A 2,120-nucleotide genomic window follows, 5' to 3' on the forward strand; every position below is an offset into this window, starting at 1 on the left:
TCTTGAACGCGTCACCGATGCGCAGTTCGTGCCGGCTGCTCGGCAGGGACACGCGGCCGTGCATCTCGGAGGCGAAGACTCGCTCGGTGACCTCGCCGTCGTCGGTCATCCCCAGTTCGGTGTCGATCTCGGCCAGGCGCAGCTGGGCACTGCGCAACGCGGTCGCTTCGGGGAATCCCTGGTCAGTCTCGACGAAGGCGCGCAGCTCACTCACCTGTTCGTTCCACTGCGCGATCCGATCACGCTCCTCCTCGACACGGGCGGGCAGCTTCTCGAGCTGGTTCGCCAGGCGGACGGGGAGGTTCGTCTTGGCGAGCGTGTCCCGGCTCGGCTCGAGATCGAAGCCGACCTCGAACGCGCCCGCGGCATGGATCCGCCAGGTGTGCCTCTGAGGGGAGGCGACGAAGTCGATGCCCTGCACGGAGGCGATCAGCGGTCGCTCCTCGGCCGCGATCGCGGGTCCTGCACTGCGCAGGGTGGACCGGATCGCTTCGGCGGTCTCGGTCGCCGTTTCGGGCCGGCTGCCGTCGGCGAGGATGATGCCCGCGTCAGGCTGGATCGCCGTCACGACGCTTTCGAGCCGGGGGAGTGTCTGCTCGGCCAGGCGAATGTCTCGCTCGACGGAGCGCAGACGCCCCTTGGCGGAGCCGAACTCGGTGCGGTGTGCGGTCTCGAGGTTCTGCAGGCGGGTGATCTCGTTGAGGACTTCCACCCGCTCCATCACCAGCGGTGAGTCCGCGGCGAGGGCCGCGACCGCGCGGGCCATCTGCTCCATCGACTCGTCGTCCTGCTCCAGGGTCCGCTCGGTGGTGGTGCCCTTGGTGATCTGGCCGATGAAGGCGGCCTTCCGCTCGATGGTCTGCCACGACATCGCATCGACGGTGCCGGTCGTGACGTAGGTGTGGACCTCGACCTCGCTGTTCGCGTTGCCCTGTCGGATCAGCCGGCCCTCGCGCTGCTCGAGCTCGTCGGGGCGCCACGGCACATCTACGTGGTGCAGCGCGACTGCGCGCCGCTGCACGTTCACGCCCGTGCCCATCCGCTGGGTCGATCCGACCAGCACCCGCACGCGACCGTCCCGGCACTGCTCGAACAGTCGCGCTCGCGCCTGGTCATCGGCGGCGTCGTGGATGAACGCGACCTGTCCGGGCTCCACCCCGCGCTGTTCGAGCTCGTCGCGCAGGATGCCGTAAAGGTCCAGCGTGGACCCGCCGGGCACGCCCGAGTCCAGGAACACCAGCTGCAGCCCGCCACGGTTCGGCTCCACTTGCCCGTCTCTGGCGTAGTAGACGTTCTCGCTGGTGCGGGTGTGGATCTCGGCGACCTGGTCGGCGACCTGCCCGATCCGGCCCCCGTCCTCATCGGCATCCAGGTCTCGCATCCGCGGGTCCAGCGCGACCAGCTGCCCGTCCTTGATCACCTTGAGCATGTTGTCCTTGCCGGTGGGATCGCGAGTCTCCGCGCGCCGCTTCAGCTCCTGCCCGTAGGCCTTGACCTGCTCGGTCGCCTCACGGGTGTGGACCTGTCTCGTCCCGCCGACCAGCTCTGGCAGCCCTCCGGGTACGGCCTGGGTGATGTCCTCCCGCGTGACCGTCGACATGAACACTCGGTTGGTGGCCAGGAGCTCGGGCAGGTTCGCGAACGAGCGGACGCGGTCTTTCACCTTCCATGTCACGCCGTCGCCGGACATCTCCAGTGCCTGCCCGGTGCGGGCGAAGGCACGCGCCCACTCCCGCAGCGAGTCGATGCCCTGCGCCTCGAGCACGTCCGGGCGCAGGTAGCGCTGCATCACCCACAGCTCTGCCATGTTGTTCGCCACCGGTGTTCCGGTCGCGAAGTCCACCACGTGGGGGACCATCCCCGGCTGCCAGGTGCCGTCGCGCTGGGCGACCTCGATGCGGTGCTCGCGCAGCGCGTGGATCTTCATGTCCAGGTCCGAGGCCATCTGCGAGCCCACGTGATTCAGGTCGGTGACGTCCGAGGCGCGTGCGAGGTTCTTGTAGAGGTGGGCCTCGTCCACGATCAGGTGATCACAGCCCGTCTGCTCGAACGTCATTCCGACATCCTTGCTCTCCAGCAGCTTCTTCGCTCTCCCCTCGAGAGTCTTGATCTGCGACTCG

General features: G+C 68.3%; 1 protein-coding gene. It reads right to left on the bottom strand.

Annotated elements, in window-relative coordinates:
• Positions 1-2,056 (bottom strand): helicase-related protein (locus ACOJSN_RS23235; RefSeq protein WP_420114858.1); only part of this gene is annotated, 2,056 nt, incomplete at its 3' end.
• Between the last annotated feature and the right edge of the window lie 64 nt (positions 2,057-2,120).

It is taken from the genome of Pseudactinotalea sp. (assembly GCF_048594945.1).
In the GTDB taxonomy this organism is placed as follows: Bacteria; Actinomycetota; Actinomycetes; order Actinomycetales; family Beutenbergiaceae; genus Pseudactinotalea.